Source organism: Sulfurimonas sp. HSL-3221 (genome assembly GCF_021044585.1).
Classification (GTDB): Bacteria; Campylobacterota; Campylobacteria; order Campylobacterales; family Sulfurimonadaceae; genus Thiomicrolovo; species Thiomicrolovo sulfuroxydans.
In genome coordinates, this window is record NZ_CP087998.1 from 21,307 (window position 1) to 35,953 (window position 14,647).

General features: G+C 61.4%; 14 protein-coding genes. 4 read left to right on the forward strand and 10 right to left on the reverse strand.

All coding sequences use genetic code 11. The annotated features are described in order from the left end of the window. Positions 1–10 precede the first annotated feature (10 nt). From LOH54_RS00110 to proB, 3 genes are all read left to right on the forward strand, one after another. Complete coding sequence (locus LOH54_RS00110) at positions 11–349, forward strand: ferredoxin-thioredoxin reductase catalytic domain-containing protein (RefSeq protein ID WP_416768655.1); 339 nt, start codon at positions 11–13, stop codon at positions 347–349. Positions 350–436: 87 nt separating this feature from the next. Beyond that, positions 437–2,230, forward strand: coding sequence for a DNA helicase RecQ (gene recQ / locus LOH54_RS00115; protein ID WP_231019550.1), 1,794 nt, complete (start codon positions 437–439; stop codon positions 2,228–2,230). An 81-nt stretch (positions 2,231–2,311) separates the two neighbouring features. Further along, positions 2,312–3,073, forward strand: coding sequence for a glutamate 5-kinase (gene proB / locus LOH54_RS00120; protein WP_231019551.1), 762 nt, complete (start codon positions 2,312–2,314; stop codon positions 3,071–3,073). Here proB and LOH54_RS00125 read toward each other — a convergent pair. The 4 genes from LOH54_RS00125 to selD form a co-directional block, all read right to left on the reverse strand. After that, complete coding sequence (locus LOH54_RS00125) at positions 3,060–3,758, reverse strand: DUF429 domain-containing protein (protein ID WP_231019552.1); 699 nt, start codon at positions 3,756–3,758, stop codon at positions 3,060–3,062. The two genes, proB and LOH54_RS00125, sit on opposite strands and share 14 nt — an antisense overlap. After that, a complete protein-coding gene (locus LOH54_RS00130; RefSeq protein WP_231019554.1) occupies positions 3,749–4,396 on the reverse strand; it encodes a uracil-DNA glycosylase in 648 nt (215 codons plus the stop codon). Before LOH54_RS00130 ends, LOH54_RS00125 begins: the two co-directional genes overlap by 10 nt. Continuing rightward, positions 4,368–5,519 carry a tRNA 2-selenouridine(34) synthase MnmH gene (gene mnmH / locus LOH54_RS00135; protein WP_231019555.1) on the reverse strand — a complete coding sequence of 384 codons (1,152 nt, stop codon included), beginning with the start codon at positions 5,517–5,519 and terminating at the stop codon, positions 4,368–4,370. Before mnmH ends, LOH54_RS00130 begins: the two co-directional genes overlap by 29 nt. 123 nt (positions 5,520–5,642) lie before the next feature. After that, positions 5,643–6,674 (reverse strand): selenide, water dikinase SelD, encoded by a 1,032-nt coding sequence (gene selD / locus LOH54_RS00140; RefSeq protein WP_231019556.1) that lies wholly within the window; start codon positions 6,672–6,674, stop codon positions 5,643–5,645. 93 nt (positions 6,675–6,767) lie between these two features. On the opposite strand from selD, the gene LOH54_RS00145 reads away from it, so the two are divergent. Then, entirely contained in the window at positions 6,768–7,247 is a 480-nt protein-coding gene (locus LOH54_RS00145) for an HAD family hydrolase (protein ID WP_231019557.1), read from the forward strand. A gap of 4 nt (positions 7,248–7,251) precedes the next feature. Here the strand turns inward: LOH54_RS00145 and LOH54_RS00150 are convergent, their stop codons facing one another. Genes LOH54_RS00150 through LOH54_RS00175 form a run of 6 tightly spaced genes read right to left on the reverse strand, consistent with a single transcriptional unit; the run spans position 7,252 to position 14,623 of the window. Then, positions 7,252–9,075 carry a mechanosensitive ion channel domain-containing protein gene (locus LOH54_RS00150; RefSeq protein WP_231019558.1) on the reverse strand — a complete coding sequence of 608 codons (1,824 nt, stop codon included), beginning with the start codon at positions 9,073–9,075 and terminating at the stop codon, positions 7,252–7,254. A gap of 13 nt (positions 9,076–9,088) precedes the next feature. Continuing rightward, the gene (locus LOH54_RS00155; RefSeq protein WP_231019559.1) at positions 9,089–9,889 is read right to left on the reverse strand and encodes a magnesium transporter CorA family protein; all 801 of its coding nucleotides are present in this window, start codon (positions 9,887–9,889) and stop codon (positions 9,089–9,091) included. A 45-nt stretch (positions 9,890–9,934) separates the two neighbouring features. Beyond that, complete coding sequence (locus LOH54_RS00160) at positions 9,935–10,726, reverse strand: inositol monophosphatase family protein (RefSeq protein WP_231019560.1); 792 nt, start codon at positions 10,724–10,726, stop codon at positions 9,935–9,937. Continuing rightward, positions 10,727–12,409 (reverse strand): phosphoglucomutase (alpha-D-glucose-1,6-bisphosphate-dependent), encoded by a 1,683-nt coding sequence (pgm, locus tag LOH54_RS00165; protein WP_231019561.1) that lies wholly within the window; start codon positions 12,407–12,409, stop codon positions 10,727–10,729. A 57-nt stretch (positions 12,410–12,466) separates the two neighbouring features. Beyond that, the gene (locus tag LOH54_RS00170; RefSeq protein WP_231019562.1) at positions 12,467–14,353 is read right to left on the reverse strand and encodes a mechanosensitive ion channel family protein; all 1,887 of its coding nucleotides are present in this window, start codon (positions 14,351–14,353) and stop codon (positions 12,467–12,469) included. Between the two features lie 60 nt (positions 14,354–14,413). Beyond that, positions 14,414–14,623, reverse strand: a complete 210-nt coding sequence (locus LOH54_RS00175; RefSeq protein WP_231019563.1) for a hypothetical protein — start codon at positions 14,621–14,623, stop codon at positions 14,414–14,416. Between the last annotated feature and the right edge of the window lie 24 nt (positions 14,624–14,647).

A 14,647-nucleotide genomic window follows, 5' to 3' on the forward strand; every position in this document is an offset into this window, starting at 1 on the left:
GGAATCGATGATGCAGATGGTCGATATGAGTTCACCGGAGTTCCTCGCCGAACTCGAAAAAACGAAAAAATTCACCGACAAAGTCAACGCCCAGTTCGGATGGGTCTACAACCCGAATCATGACGTCAACGAGGGGGTCTTGATGGGACTGGCCCGTCACAAGATACTGTACGGAAAGCGTTTCTGCCCCTGCTTCATGGTCCTCGAAGACGAGAACGGCAAACACAAAAGCGCCGATGACCGCATCTGCCCCTGCAAACCCGCCATTGAGCACGAAGTTCCCGAAGAGGGCAAGTGCCACTGCGGTATCTTCTGTACCCCCGAATACGCTTCTACCCACGACATGTAAGGTCCCGTCCGCCTTGTGCGGATGACACCGCTGCCGCTTTTTTTACGTTGCCGTCGCGATTTGGCTATGATGTGAAAAAGTTTTGCCATGACCGATCACGCTACCGATAAATATTCCGTACTCAAAGACCGTTTCGGTCACAACGCCTTTCGCCCGCTGCAGGAGGAGGCCGTTGATGCCATTCTCGCCGGCCGCGACCTGCTGATGATCCTGCCTACCGGCGGCGGGAAGTCGCTCTCCTACCAGCTGCCGGCGCTGCTGATGGAGGGGACGACCGTCGTCATCTCCCCGCTGCTTGCGCTCATGCACGACCAGGTCCAGAGCCTGAAAGCCCAGGGGATGCGCGCGGAGATGCTCTCCTCGATGCAGACGGCGGAGGAGAGCAGCGAGATCGTGCGCCGCCTCTACGCCGGGGAGATCGATTTTCTCTACCTCTCCCCCGAACGCCTCAATACGGAGGGGATGCGGAACATCCTTTCCTCGATTAGGCTCAACTACTTTGTCATCGACGAGGCGCACTGTATCAGCGAGTGGGGGCACGAGTTCCGGGCCGACTACCGCGCCCTGTCGCAGCTACGGGACTTTTTCCCCGGGATCGCTATCGCCGCGTTCACCGCGACGGCCACGTCGCATGTGCGCGAGGACATCCTGCGCCTGCTGCGCCTGAACGACCCTAAAGTCCTGCAGGGACAGATCTACCGCGACAACCTCCAGATCACCGTGCGCCACCGCATCAAAGACGGGTACGACCAGCTCCGGGACTTTCTCGACGACCACAAAGAAGAGAGCGGCATCGTCTACGCCTTCTCCCGCAAGAGCGTCGAGGCCGTCGCGCACTTTCTCCAGCAGAAAGGATATGCGGCGGCGGCCTATCATGCCGGGATGCCGACGGAGCAGCGCAACGCTGTTTTTCACGACTTCGTGCACGACCAAGTCCGGATCATCGTCGCGACGATCGCCTTCGGGATGGGCATTGACAAGAGCAACATCCGCTACGTTTTTCACATGAGCCTGCCCAAGACCGTCGAGAACTACTACCAGGAGATCGGGCGGGCGGGGCGCGACGGCGACCATGCCGACGTCGTCATGCTTTTCGGGGCCCAGGACCTTATCCAGCAGAAGCGGTTCGTCGAGATGAACGAGGACGAGCAGTACAAGGCGCACCTGATGCAGAAGCTCGGCGCGGTGCACCGCTACGCTTCGGCGGAGACCTGCCGTCACCAGCAGCTCGCCGAATACTTCGGCGACCGCATCGAGCCCTGCGGGACGCACTGCGACAACTGCCTGGAGCCAGAGTACGACCGGCGCGACATCACGACCGAGGCGCAGATGCTTCTCTCGGCTGTCTACCGGACGGGGCAGCGGTTCGGCAAGAGCTACCTGGTTGACGTCCTGCGCGGCTCGCGGGAGCAGAAGGTACTCGCCAACGGGCATGACGAACTCTCCGTTTACGGGGTCGGCGAGGCACTGAACAAGAAGCAGTGGCTCGTGCTCATCGACCGGATGCTCGAGATAGGGGCGGTGGACCTGAACGAGCACCATGGTCTCTTTCTCACCCAGGAGGGTCTGGCCGTGCTCAAAGGCGAGGTGCCGGTCCTTATCCGTGCCGACCGTCTCAACGTCCGGGCCAAAACCGTGAAAAAGGCCGCGCCGGAGAGTTTCGACTATGACACGGAGCTTTTCGAGGCACTGCGGGCACTGCGGTTCGAGATCGCCCAGGAGCACGGGGTGCCGCCCTATGTCGTTTTCGGGGACAAAACCCTCAAGGAGATGGCGGCATCGCGGCCGCAGAGCAAGGCGCAGATGCTTGAGGTGGGCGGCGTCGGCGAGGTGAAATTCGAGCGCTACGGGGCGCAGTTTTTGGTGCTGCTGCAGAGCTGACTTTGCAATTTTTTCGATTTTCTGGTACTTTGGAGACTTACTGCCATCATTCTAAATGGCAAAACAGAGCGAAAGAGATGAATGAAACGTTTAGTGATCAAGGTCGGGACCGCCGTCCTGACCGAAAACAATAATATCGCCAAGGAGCGGATGCTCAACCTTGTCTCCATGGTGGCCGAATTGAAGAAAAAATATGATGTTGTTTTGGTCAGTTCCGGCGCCGTCGCGGCGGGCTACTCGGCGCTCAAACTCGACAAGCGCAAACAGATCGGCAAGAAGGCGCTGGCGGCGGCGGGGCAGCCGATTTTGATGACCAGCTACAAAAAGAAGTTCGACATCTACGACATCGACACCGCCCAGATCCTTCTGACTGAGGATGATTTCGACTCCCGCAAACGCACGAAGATGTTCCAGGAGATCATTGATGCGCATCTTCAGAACGATATTCTGCCCATCGTCAACGAGAATGACATCACCTCCACGCCCGATCAGCTTTTCGGCGACAACGACCAGCTCTCCGCCAACGTCGCCTTTGCGATCGGGGCGGAGCAGCTGATCATCCTCAGCGATATCGAGGGGTACTTCGACAAGAACCCCAAAGAGCACGCGGATGCGCAGCTGCGCAAAAAGGTAACGATCCTCACCCCCGGAGAACTGCTGGATGAAGCGACCCCCAGCAGTTTCTTCGCCACGGGCGGGATCGTCACCAAACTGAAAGCCGCCGATTTCGTGATGCGGCGCGGCATCGATATGTTTTTGTGCAACGGCTTCGACCTCACCGCCGCCCGCAATTATCTGCTCGACGGAGAACAGACGTCGGGGACCCTCTTTACGACGGAGTGAGCCCCGGCGGCGTCAGCAGGACGCCGCACGCCGCATCCCCGAACGTCAGACATCTTTTCTCGGCAGCGTAACAGAGCGTGTAGGCGCAGACGAGGCTGTCGAGAAAATCCTCTTCGGCCTTGAGTGCTTTGCCCCTGAGCGTCCCCAGAGGCGTTTTAAGGCTGTTTGGGAGCGTTAGGACTTCAAACAGGGCCGTTTGCAGCTTCGCCATGGCTCTCAGGCGCGTCTCCCTCGGGGCGGACGCTTTGTAGCGCAGGACCTTGCCTCCGTTGAAGAGAGCGAGGATGGTGGCGTGGGGGTAGACTTCGAAAAGGGTGCCCTCTTCAAAACCGATCCCCTCGGCTTCGAGCCCTTCGTAGAGGGCAAACCCCGCATAACGTTTAAAACGTTTTTCAAACAGCTGCGTGTTGACGGCGTGAACCCCGAGGCCGTAGCGGGCAAAGGTTTTGAGGAATTGCAGCTCGTTGGGGCGGTGGCCCGTAGCGTTTGGGATGATCATCGGGGCGTCGACGCCGACGCGGCAGCCCGGATAGGCGCGGACGACGTCGAGGATCGCTTCGACCGTCTCCGCATAATTGTAAGCGACGAGCCGCGCCTCCCCATCGAGGACAGCGACGCCGCTGGGATTGCCCTCCGCCCAGGCGAGGTCGATACCGATGTAAAACGGTGCCGGTGTCAGCGGCATGCCAGTAGTGCTTCCATCCCCGCAGTGAAAGCGGGTTTGCCGCCCCGGGCGGGATGGCGGACTTTGGTATGGGAGATCTGCAGCCGTTTGAGGGCCTCTTCCGCGCTGTTGCCGACGGCGACGACGGTGGTCACGGAGGGGAAAAGGGCAAGGAGGCGGCGCAGGAAGGGGGCCGCGTAGTCGATCTCCTTGCTTGTCGGTTTGCGGTTGGAGTCGGGATCGCCCCGGCCGTGGGGGTGGAAACAGAAAGCGTTCCAGCAGAGCGCGGCGGTGCGGTGCTTCTGCAGTACTTCCCAGACGATGCCCGCACTCTGTTCGCGGGTGTAGGGGGGCCTGGCGACCCGGTAACCGTGTTGTGCCGTAAAGAGGCTTCCCTCCAGCATGCCTTCGGCGACGAGGGCTTCGGAGCTGAAGGGGATGCCGGTCAGGCGGCAGCCGTTGTAGCCGGGGGCTTCGCCGACGAGCAGCAGGGTGGGCTGCAGCGCGCGCATCTGCTGCATGTAGCACTGCAGGTTGTGGCGCTGGGTGTTGGTGCGTTTGGCGGCGTAGAAGTTGGCGGCGTCCGCAACGACGACGGCGTCCTGGAGGCGTTTGCCAAAGCGCTTGATGTCAGCGTCGATCTTCACGGCTGCGGACATAGTCGATCACCTCGCCGGCATTGCCGCGGAAGAGGACGGGGATGGGGCTTTTGGCGATCTGGTAGTCATACATGGGGTCGTAGTAGTCGCGCAGCAGCATCCTGATCCACGGTTTGTGCTGCTCGGTCTCCCCGCTGCGGAGCTGCTCGGCGAAGGCGCCGGCGAAGAGCTGTTTGATCTGCCGGAAGCGTTCATCGCCGAGGCGCCTTCTGATGCGGTCAATTCCCGCGTTGGCGTCATCGAACCAGTGCCGTTCAGGCTGCTCGGGGAACATGATCCGGTACTCCTCCAGCGCGTGGGCGACGTACTCGTCGAAAGTGATGTCCACCCGCTCTTCCATCGTGGCGGTGAGGATAATGAGCCCCCCTTCGAGGAAGTTGTCGTAGACTGGCTTTGGGATGTAGACCCGCCCGACGTTGTGGCTTTCGTGCTCGATGACGAGGTGGCGGTGCTGCGCCGCCTCGTGGCGGATCAGGGCATAAGCGAGGCGGTCCTCGAAATCGATCTGGGAGGGCTGCGGCGTGATGTGCCGCCCGAAAGAGGAGCCGCGGTGGTTGGCGAGCGCTTCGAGGTCGACGGCGTTTGCCAGTTGGTGGATCAGCAGGGTCTTTCCCGTACCGGTGCGCCCGCTGATAATGAGGGTGTCGGCTTCGCCGCTGATGCGTTCGCTCTCCTCCATCAGGAAGTGGCGGAACGCCTTGTACCCTCCCTTGAGGCGGGGCAGGCTGACCCCGGCTTCCTCCAGCCACGCCTGGGCAATCTGGGAGCGCTGGCCGCCCCGGAAGCAGTAGAGCCAGGCGTCGGGATGGGCGCCTATAAAGTCGGCCCAGGCCCGGACCCGCTCCTGTTTGTGGGGACCGACGAGCTGTTTGCCGAGGGCCACGGCTTCGGCGTTGCCGGCCTCTTTATAGCGGATCCCGATGAGACGGCGCTCCTCGTCGGTCATCAGCGGCAGATTCACGGCACCGGGGAAAGCGCCCTTTTCGAACTCGACGGGGGCACGCACGTCGATGAGGGGGCGCCCTTCAAGTACGATGCTGCGGAAGGCATCGGTGAGCGGGAGGTTCTTGCGTTTTATCGCCTCGATCTCGTCGACTGTACCGATATTAATTTCCTGAGACATTAAATTATCTTTTTGTGGGAAATGGTAAAAGCACCAAAGGTGTGTGGGCCTGCTGCCGAAGCAAACATAGCGTTAGCGTAGGCAGAGGGGCTTTGCTCCTTTGGCGTTTTCAATAAGATGATATCAAACGACATCGATCAGGTGGGCTCCGCGTTCAACGGTTTGGCCGATGCTTTTGAGGTGCAGCCCCTCTGCTTCGGCGAGGGCGAGGAAGTCGGCGACGGCCTCTTTGCGCACGGCGCAGAGCAACCCGCCTGAGGTCTGGGCGTCGCAGAGGATATCTTGCTGCTCCGGGGTCATCGGGCCGACCTTGTGGCCGTAGCTCTGGAAGTTGCGGCGGGTGCCGCCAGGAACGCACTCCATGGCGAGGTACTCCTTGACTTTCGGCAGCAGGGGGACGTCGTCAAACCGGACGACGGCACCGATGCCGCTGCCTTCAACCATTTCGGCAAGGTGGCCCAGAAGCCCGAAGCCGGTGACGTCGGTGACGGCGGTGACCCCCTCCATGTGGGCGATCGCCGCCCCGATGGCGTTGAGCGTCGTCATCGCCTCGACGGCCGGGTCGATATCCCCTTCGGCGATTTTGCCCTGCTTCTGCGCCGTCGTGAGGATCCCGATACCGATCGGCTTGGTCAAAAAGAGCTCGCAGCCCGCTTCGGCGCCGTTGTTACGCTTGAGATGTTTATTGTCGACAATACCGGTGACGGCCAGGCCGAAGATGGGTTCGGGGGAGTCGATACTGTGGCCGCCCGCCAGCGGGATGCCCGCCGCTTCACAGACGGAACGTCCCCCTTCGATCACCTCGCGGGCGACCTCGTCGGACAGTTTGGCGATGGGCCAGCCGAAGATGGAGATGGCCATCAGCGGCTTGCCGCCCATGGCGTAGATGTCGCTGATGGCGTTGGTGGCCGCGATGCGCCCGAAGGTGAAGGGGTCGTCGACAATGGGCATGAAGAAGTCCGTCGTGGAGAGGACGGAAGTGCCGTTGCCCAGGTCAAAGGCCGCCGCGTCGTCGTTGCTGGCGTTGCCCACCAGCAGGGCGGGGTAGCTGATGTTTTCGCGGGCGCTCTGGAGGATATTGTCAAGCTGTTTTGGGGAGATCTTACAGCCGCAGCCGGCACCGTGGCTGTATTGGGTCAGTCGGATGTCATCCATGCGTGGCCTTTTCGCTTTTTCCGAATCATAGTCCTCTTTCGATAAGAACGCACTTTAGAGGCGCCATGGTATGATGCTGCAAAAGGAACGCTTATGCCGAATGAAACCGTCATTGACATCCCCCACTACGCGACATTGCGGTTGCGCCACGTCGTGCTCGATTATAACGGGACGCTCGCCCTGGACGGGGCGCTGACACCGGAGGCGGCCGCACTGCTGGGTGCGCTTTGCGCGCGTTACGACGTGCATGTCATCACCTCCGATACCTTCGGGACCGTGGCCAAGGCGCTGGCGGCGTTTGACGTCACCGTCAAGGTGCTGCAAAGCAGCGACCATACGGGGGAGAAAGCGGCTTACATCTGGGAGCTCGGCGCCCCGCATTGCGCGGCGGTCGGCAACGGCGGCAACGACGCGCAGATGCTCAAAGCGGCGGGGCTCGGTATCGCCCTGGTCGGGGACGAGGGGTGCGCGACGGCGACCCTGATGGCAAGCGACATCGTCTGCAAGCAGATCGGCGAGGCCCTGGGGCTGCTGCTGAACGAGAAGCGCCTGATCGCGACGCTGCGCCGCTAACGCGCTACAGACCGTCCTTGGGCAGCTGTTTGACGTAGAGGTCGAGCTGCGGGAAGGGGATCTGGATGCCGTGTTTGTTCAGGGCGTTGTAGATAAGGATAAGGAAGTCCGAACGCAGGGCGCTGGGGCGGTTTCGGTTGGCCCACTCCACCCAGACGATCAGCTCGAAATCGACGCTGCTGCTGTTCATGTTGACCATCCACACTTCGGGCTGTTTTTCCGGGTCATGCCGGAGATAGGAGAGGCTGCTCTCTTTCAGCTCTTCGAGCACCGCCTTTTTCACCGTATCGACCTCGGTACCATAGGCAACGCCGAAGGGGATGTGGATACGCCGGGTTGCGTCCTCGAGGGTCCAGTTGATGACGTTGTTCTGGATGAAAGAGGAGTTGGGCACGACGATGTCGATGTTGTCGAAGGTTTTGACCGTCGTGGAGCGGATGCGCATGTCGGTGACGCGCCCGCGCAGGACGTCGCTGATCTCGATGGTGTCCCCGATGCGGATGGTGCGCTCGAACATCAGGATGATCCCCGCGATAAAGTTGGAGACGACCGTCTGCAGCCCGAAACCGACCCCGATGGAGAGGGCCCCGGCGATGAGGGAGATGGAGGTCATGTCGATGCCGAGGCTTCCCATGGCGATGATGACGGCGACGAAGACGATGAGGTAGTAGCCGATATTCGACGCCAGGCGCATCGACATCTGGCTCATGTCCGGCCAGCGCCGTGCCAGGCGCGTGATCCAGCGTTTGTAGAAGGCACCGAGGAAGAAGCCCGCGACCAGGATCGCCAGCGCCTTGAGGAGACTGAGGATGCTGATGGGACGTTCGTTAAAGATGAAGAGCGGGGCGGTCAGGGTATCGCCGGCGCGTTTGAGCAGCGCTTTCGTTTCGTGGAGGGTATCGCCGACGACGAGGGCCGTCACTCCGAAGTGCGCTTTGGCGAGGCTGCGCAGCTGCGCGTTCTGGGCGCGGAAGCGGCTGCGCGCGTCCCCGGTGAGGCGCCCCGCGTCCGCCTCCATGGTATCAAGCAGGGCGAAAAAGGCGTCGTTCTCTTTCGTAATGAGCATGCACAGCGCCAGTTTCGCGGCCGATGCCAGTTTGGTCTGGAGCTGCCCGCTGTAATCGGCATTGGCCTTTTTCAGGTCCGCTGCGAGGCGTTCGCTGCGCGCACTCTCCTCCAGTTCGGCCCCTTCCAGGGCGATTTCGGCGGCAAGCCTGCGCTGCTGGCTCTTTTCGATTTCGGTTTCGGCCGTTTGCATCTCCGAGCGCAGATCTTTACCCGTGCAGCGGATCGCTTTGAGGCGTTGCGCGAGGGTCTGCGCGACGGCCGTACCGTACGCTCCGAGCCGGTCGCGTTTGGCCTCGAGGTTCTGTTGCTGGACCTTGTAGTAGGCGAACTGAAGCTGGTAGGCGCGCAGCCGGAACTTCTCCTCGGCGGTGAGCTGTTCGATCGTCTGCTTCAAAAAGGTGAGCTTGGACTGAATGTCGCGCAGTTTGCGTTCCGCGCTCTCCTGCCTGACCGAAGCTGTGGCCGCTGCGGCCAGGGCTTTATACGCCTGTTCCAGCGTCGGGGACGTCTGCGACAGCAGGGTGCTCGGGTCCTCTTCCTCTCCGGGGGTCTGGGCCGCCGCGCGGCGCAGGCGCTCCAGTTCGGTGCGTTCCGCGTCGGCCTGGGCCGGCATCAGGGTTCCCGCCGCCTGTGCCGCATCGATCTGCTGGCGCAGCGCCTTGTAGAGGGCGGGTTTGTCGCTGCTTTCATAAAGGGTGGTATTGACGTCGGCGGCCCGGAGGGCGCCGATCAGCAGGAAAAAGAGGAGAAGGGTTCGCATCGGCAGGCTCCTGTCAGTGGTGTTGCGTGACCCGGCGCCGATGCCACAGCAGCAGCCCGACGGAGGTGAGGAGGAGCAGCAGCACCATCAGCATGACGGCATTGGCCGTTCCCGCCGGGCTCTGGGCGAAGGGGAGCCCGCCCGTATTCATCCCGAAAAAGCCGACGACGAGGTTGAGCGGCAGGAAGATCGCCGAGATGACGGTGAGCAGGTAGATCAGCCGGTTCATCTTCTCGTTGGTGCGGGCGTTGTGGAAGTTGTAGATGTAGTCGAGCTTGGAGAGCTGGTGCAGCGCCGAGCGCAGGAGACGGTCGGTGTGCTCCTGCAGGTCGGCGTAGTGGTCGACGGGGAAGCGCTCAAGGGGTTCGTAATGCTCCGTCACCTCCGCGAGAACGGTGGTGGTGCGCGCCAGGACCCGCTCGACCCGGAGGATGTCCCGCTTCAGCCCCAGCCACTGCGTCATGAAATTGGTTTCGGCCCTGTCGGTGTAGAGCCGCTCCTCCATGTCCGCGACGCGCTCCAGGTAGCCGTTGAATCCCTTGAGCAAACGGTCGATCAGCGGGTCGATGATGCGATGGGGCCCCTCAAAACGGCTCTCGAGCGCAATGAGATCGTTGCGTTCCCTGTCGAACCGGTAGCTTCCCGTCGGGGTCAGGATAAAGCCGGTAGAGACGATCTGAACATCCTCGCCGATGACCGGCAGGCGTACGATCAGCATGTCGTAGTCGGGGTTGACGTCGAACAGGGAGGGGTGATGTTCGTTGCGGAGGTCTTCGAGGTGCAGCGGGTTGATCTTGACGCTGATGCCGTCCATAGCCGGCTCCTGGATTGGTATAGTGTCATTGTAGCGCAAACGCGGCTACGTTGCGGACGCCTCTCCCAGTTTGGCTACCAGGGCATCGTGGATCTTCCCGTTGGTCGCGACGATGATGCGCCGTTCCAGGGTATAGGGCTCCCCGTCCTCGCGGCTCACCGCCCCGCCGGCTTCAAGAACGATCAGGATCCCCGCCGCGACGTCCCACGGTTTGAGGTTGATCTCGTAAAAGCCAGCGAAAGTGCCTTTGGCCGTGTAGCAGAGGTCCAGGGCCGCGGAGCCGAGGCGGCGGATGTCGCGGGTAAAGGGGAGCATGCTGCGCATAGTGCGCAGCACCCACTCGTAGTCGCCGCCCTGCTCGATCTTGGTGTAGGGGAAGCCCGTCGCGATCAGCGCCCGCGGCAGGCTGTCGGCTTCGGCATCGACGCGGATGGGTTCACCGTTGAGCGTGGCGCCCTTGCCCTTTTCGGCATAGAAGAGCTCCTCAAGGACGGGATTGTAGACACAGCCGGCGACGGGCTGCTGATCTTCCCAGATGCCGATGGAGATGGCGCAGAAGGGGATGCCGTGCACGAAGTTCGTCGTACCGTCGATGGGGTCGATGTAGATCGCCTTTTCGGGGTAGGTGATCGTTGCGCTGCTCTCCTCGCCGACGAGGGTGTGGTCGGGGAAGGCCTCGGCGAGCCTGGCTTTGAGCAGCTCTTCGACGGCGACGTCGTACTGGGTGACGAGGTCGATGTCGCTTTTGTAGCGCACCTCTTTGGGGGCGTGGTAGCCCTCCAGAAAGAGGCTGCCCGCCTCCTGGGCGATAGCTTTCAGAAGGTCGTAGCGCGGCATCTATCGGGCGAAGAAATCCGAGAGGATCGCCTGGGCCTCCTCCTGGATCCTTTTGAGATGGGTTTCGGAGATGAAGCTTTCGGCGTAGATCTTGTAGATGTCCTCCGTGCCCGACGGGCGCATGGCGGCCCAGCCGTTTTCGGTGACGAGCTTCAGCCCGCCCAGGGGTGCGTCGTTGCCGGGGGCGTTGCTGAAGCGCTGCACGATCGGCTCGCCGGCGAGGGTCTCGGCGGTGATGTCCTCGGGTCTGATTGCTTTGAGTTTCGCTTTCTGTTCCGGGTCCGCAACGGCGTCGATGCGGGCGTAGAAGGATTGCCCGAACTCCGCTTCGAAACCTTCGTAGATGGCGCCCGGGTCCTTGCCGGTGACGGCGCGGATCTCGGCGGCCAGGAGGTTCATGATGATGCCGTCCTTGTCCGTGCTCCACGGGGTCGAATCCATCCGAAGGAAGCTCGCCCCCGCACTCTCTTCGCCGCCAAAGGCGAGGTCGCCGCCGTAGAGGCCGCCGACGAACCATTTAAAGCCGACGGGGACCTCATAGAGTTTTGCGCCGAGGCTGCCCGCAATGCGGTCGATCATCGAGCTTGAGACGGCCGTTTTGCCGATGCCCATGTTAGTGTCTTTCCACGCTTTGCCTTCGACGAAGGGGATAAAAGAGAGCACGCCTTTTTTCCGGCGGTGGGTGAAGAGATACCAGATGGCAACGCTGAGGTAGTGGTTGGGGTTCATGAGCCCGCTGTGGGGCGTGACGATGCCGTGGCGGTCGGCGTCGGCGTCGTTGCCGAAGGCGATGTCGTACTTGTCGCGCAGTTTGATCATGGAAGCCATGGCATAGGGCGACGAGCAGTCCATGCGGATTTTGCCGTCGTGGTCCAGGGTCATGAAGGAAAAACGGGGGTCGACCTTCTCGTTGACCAGGAGAAGGTTCAGGCCGAGGAGCTTGTTGATCTTGCGGTAGACCGGCAGGGCCGTCCCGCCCATCGGGTCGACGCCGATGCGCAGTTTTGCCGCTTTGATGGCCTCGATGTCGACGATCTGCGGCAGGGCTTCGACGTAGGGGGTGATGAAGTCATAGGTCTGTACGTATTCACTGGCCATCGCCGTCTCGAGGTTGAGGGCGTGCACCGCTTCGAGGCGGTGTGTGAGGATCTCGTTGGCCCGTTTCTCGATCACGGCGGTGACATCGGTGTCCGCGGGGCCGCCGTTTGACGTGTTGTACTTGAAGCCGCCGTCGGTGGGCGGGTTGTGCGACGGGGTGATGACGATGCCGTCGGCCTTGTCGGCGTGGGTCTTGTTGTATTCGAGAATGGTGAAGGAGAGCACCGGCGTCGGGGTAAAGATGTCCTCCCCGGCGATGCGCGTCTGCACTTCGTTGGCGGCGCAGACGCGGATGGCCGTCATCTGGGCCGGGTCGGAGAGAGCGTGGGTGTCGCGGCCGATAAAGAGCGGCCCGGTAATGCCGGCGCTTTTACGGTATTCGCAGACGGCCTGGGTGATGGCGAGGATGTGCTCTTCGTTGAAACTGGCCTTGAGGGAGTTGCCCCGGTGACCGGAGGTCCCGAATGCGACCCGCTGCGTCGGTTCGGACGGGTCGGGTTTGAGCTCGTAGTATCGGGCGATCAGATCGGTCAGGTCGATCAACTGTGCTTCGGTAGCCTGGGTGCCGGCTTCGGGGTGGGCCATAATCGTTCTCCTCGGGCATGGTTGCCCATATTATAGTCCCTTTTTTGTTGGCGAGGGTTATTTTTCCGGTTGATTTTTGAACATCGGCGCCACGCTGTCGCGAATGTTATCTTTGTCAAAGTAGAGCGACTGCGACGGGAAGGCGAATTCGAGGCCGTTCGCGTCGAGGATCTCCCAGATCTTGAAGATAATGTCCTGTTTGATCCGGAGCCACTCCTCCCAGTCGACGGTGTTGGTGAAGGTGTAGATGAGGATGTCCATCGACGAGGCGGAGAGCTCATCGAGGTAGACCATCAGGCTCGTCTTGATGCCGAACTTGTCCTCGACGGAGATGAGGCGCTTTTCGCGCTTTTTCAGCCGGGCGTACATCTCGGTGTCATATTCGCCCGGGACGACGGTATCGGGGTGCTCCAGGAGCATCTGGCGGATTTCGTCGATGGCCTTGGCCAGCGCTGCGCGGTCCGAACCGTAGGTGACGCCGACGTGCATCTTGATGCGGCGGCCGACCTTGCGGCGGTTGTAGTTTTTCAGCGGGACGTTGGCGAGCTTTTCGTTCGGCACCGTGATGAGAGCGTTGTCGAAGGTGCGGATATCGGTACTGATGAAGCCGATCTCGACGACGGTCCCTTCGACATCCCCCGCAGCGATCCAGTCCCCCTGGGAGAAGGAGTTGTCCGAGAGGATCTTGAGCAGTCCGAAGAAGTTGCTGAGCGTGTCCTTCGCCGCCAGGGCGACCGCCAGACCGCCGATGCCCAGCGAAGCGACGAGGCCCGTGATATTGACGCCGATATGCACCAGGAAGAAGAGGACGGCGGTGATGACGATGACGATCTTGGTGATCGAGAGGATGAGGTTGACCAGTTCGCTGCGCATCTGCCGGTTCTTGAGCGCGGTGCGCTGGTGCAGGAAGTGGTAGAAAAAGTTGTCGACCAGCCGTATGACGATGTAGCTGAAGGCGGCCAGGTAGACGAAGTAGAAGAGGGTGCTCTCATCCTGGGAGCTGCTCGGATGCTGCAGGATCTCCAGACCGACCTGCAGGCCGTAGGCCAGGATAATGATAAAGAGCGGGCGCCGGATACTTTCGATGTTGTTGAGCATCATCTCGTCCGTAAGATCCTCCTTGCGGGTGATGAGGTGTTGCATCATCCGGTAGACGCGGTAGTAGAGCAGCGCGGCGACGAGCCAGGCGAGCAGCAGGCTGGCCGCAAAGAGCGTGAGGCGGCCGACGTCGGTGTTGACGTAGCGCAGGCCCGTGTTGATCTCGGCGGCAACGGCGTTGTCGTTGAGGAAGGCGAGCAGGCTGTCGAGCTTGATGCGCTGCAGCAGCGAGCGGTACTGGAGGCTCTGGGGATGAAGTTGGAGGTAGTCCAGCAGCTCCTTATAGAAAAGGTAGTGGGTCTGCAGTGCCGCCGCGTTCTTGCGCAGGGCATCGGCAATCTCCCCCTCTTCCGTCACCTCCGCCGCGGCATGGACATCCGCCTCCACGTCGATCGCCTGAAGCTGGCCGATCTCGTCGCGGACCCGTGCGCTCAGCGCTTCCGTATCGAGGGTGGTCCACTCCGCCGCCAGGGAGGCGAAAAAGACAAAGATGCGCTGTTGCAGCTTCAGCGTCTGCACGGCGAGGCGGTCACGGGTTTCGGCGAGGCTGTTCCCCTGTTCGCGGTTGACGCGGATCTTGGCGGAGAGCCGGTAGAGCTGCGCATCCGCTTCGGAGGGGTGGAAAAAGGGATTGACGGGATTTTCAACACTGTAGGGGGCCGCTTTCAGGGCCGAGACCAGACCCGCGAAGGCATCAAGTTTTGCATCGACCCCCGCCGCTTCCGAGGCATTCGTATCGCCGCGCGGCGCGTAAAGCTCCGCTTCGACGGAGAGGACCTGCTGCCAGAACGGTTCGGCCGCGAGGAGCTGAAGACCGAGCAGCATCAGGACAAAAAAATGTTTCATTCGTATCCCCCTGTTTGATGACGACAGTATAGCGTCCGGGGGTTAAACCGCAGGAAGGGCCTAATCGAGCCCCAGCTCCTTGAGCAGCGGGTCGAACTTTGAGGAGAGGCCGACGAGGGCGTCATAAAGCAGGCCGAAACCCTTGTCTTCGGCGATCCACTCTTCGACGAGTTTGACGCCGTTGCTCTTTTCGGCATCGCTGAGTTCCGGGGAGGCGGCAATATTGTCGCGGATCGCTTCGAGATGTTCGCGGTTTTTATGACTGGGCATAATCGTCTCCTGTATGGGTGGTTT

Bases quoted from the DNA above. Each gene is read 5' to 3' on its own strand.
- LOH54_RS00110 (WP_416768655.1), top strand. From the start codon at position 11: ATGCAGATGGTCGATATGAGTTCACCGGAGTTCCTCGCCGAACTCGAA.
- recQ (WP_231019550.1), top strand. From the start codon at position 437: ATGACCGATCACGCTACCGATAAATATTCCGTACTCAAAGACCGTTTC.
- proB (WP_231019551.1), top strand. From the start codon at position 2,312: ATGAAACGTTTAGTGATCAAGGTCGGGACCGCCGTCCTGACCGAAAAC.
- LOH54_RS00125 (WP_231019552.1), bottom strand. From the start codon at position 3,758: ATGCCGCTGACACCGGCACCGTTTTACATCGGTATCGACCTCGCCTGG.
- LOH54_RS00130 (WP_231019554.1), bottom strand. From the start codon at position 4,396: ATGTCCGCAGCCGTGAAGATCGACGCTGACATCAAGCGCTTTGGCAAA.
- mnmH (WP_231019555.1), bottom strand. From the start codon at position 5,519: ATGTCTCAGGAAATTAATATCGGTACAGTCGACGAGATCGAGGCGATA.
- selD (WP_231019556.1), bottom strand. From the start codon at position 6,674: ATGGATGACATCCGACTGACCCAATACAGCCACGGTGCCGGCTGCGGC.
- LOH54_RS00145 (WP_231019557.1), top strand. From the start codon at position 6,768: ATGCCGAATGAAACCGTCATTGACATCCCCCACTACGCGACATTGCGG.
- LOH54_RS00150 (WP_231019558.1), bottom strand. From the start codon at position 9,075: ATGCGAACCCTTCTCCTCTTTTTCCTGCTGATCGGCGCCCTCCGGGCC.
- LOH54_RS00155 (WP_231019559.1), bottom strand. From the start codon at position 9,889: ATGGACGGCATCAGCGTCAAGATCAACCCGCTGCACCTCGAAGACCTC.
- LOH54_RS00160 (WP_231019560.1), bottom strand. From the start codon at position 10,726: ATGCCGCGCTACGACCTTCTGAAAGCTATCGCCCAGGAGGCGGGCAGC.
- pgm (WP_231019561.1), bottom strand. From the start codon at position 12,409: ATGGCCCACCCCGAAGCCGGCACCCAGGCTACCGAAGCACAGTTGATC.
- LOH54_RS00170 (WP_231019562.1), bottom strand. From the start codon at position 14,353: ATGAAACATTTTTTTGTCCTGATGCTGCTCGGTCTTCAGCTCCTCGCG.
- LOH54_RS00175 (WP_231019563.1), bottom strand. From the start codon at position 14,623: ATGCCCAGTCATAAAAACCGCGAACATCTCGAAGCGATCCGCGACAAT.